The sequence below is a fragment of the Pseudomonas psychrophila genome, from assembly GCF_001043005.1.
Lineage (GTDB): Bacteria > Pseudomonadota > Gammaproteobacteria > Pseudomonadales > Pseudomonadaceae > Aquipseudomonas > Aquipseudomonas psychrophila.
The window spans coordinates 1-537 of the sequence record NZ_JYKZ01000103.1 but is presented as its reverse complement, the minus strand read 5'-3'; the positions used below and the strand labels follow the sequence as shown (position 1 = coordinate 537).

Annotated in this window: 1 protein-coding gene; it reads left to right on the top strand. The window is 60.7% G+C overall.

Annotation, left to right across the window (positions count from 1 at the left end):
• On the top strand, positions 1-537 hold a 537-nt coding region (locus TU76_RS24295), incomplete at both ends, for a GGDEF domain-containing protein (protein ID WP_048352704.1).

The following is a 537-nucleotide window of genomic DNA, read 5'->3' as shown; positions in this document are numbered from 1 at the left end:
GGACATCGACAACTTCAAGCGGATCAATGACAGCCTCGGCCATCAAACCGGCGACAAACTGCTGATCAGCCTCGCCCGCCGCCTGCGCAACAGCCTGAGCCCCGGCGATGGCCTGGCGCGTTTTGCCAGTAACGAATTTGCCGTTCTGCTCAATGACACGACTATCGAGACCGGCCAGCAGACAGCCAGCCAACTGCTGCTGACCCTCGACAAGCCGATGTTCGTCGACAACCAGTTGATCAGCGTCACCGGCTCCGTCGGGGTCGCCTGCGCGCCGCTGCATGGCCGCGAGCCGCAAACCCTGATGCGCAACGCCGGCCTGGCCCTGCACAAGGCCAAAGCCAACGGCAAGCATCAGGTGCAAGTGTTTACCGAGACCTTGAATGCCGAAGCCAGCTACAAGCTGTTTGTGGAAAACAACCTGCGGCGCGCCCTGACACAAAACGAACTCGACGTGTTTTACCAGCCCAAGCTCTGCTTGCGTACCGGACGGCTGCTGGGCATGGAAGCCTTGCTGCGCTGGAATCACCCCAAGAA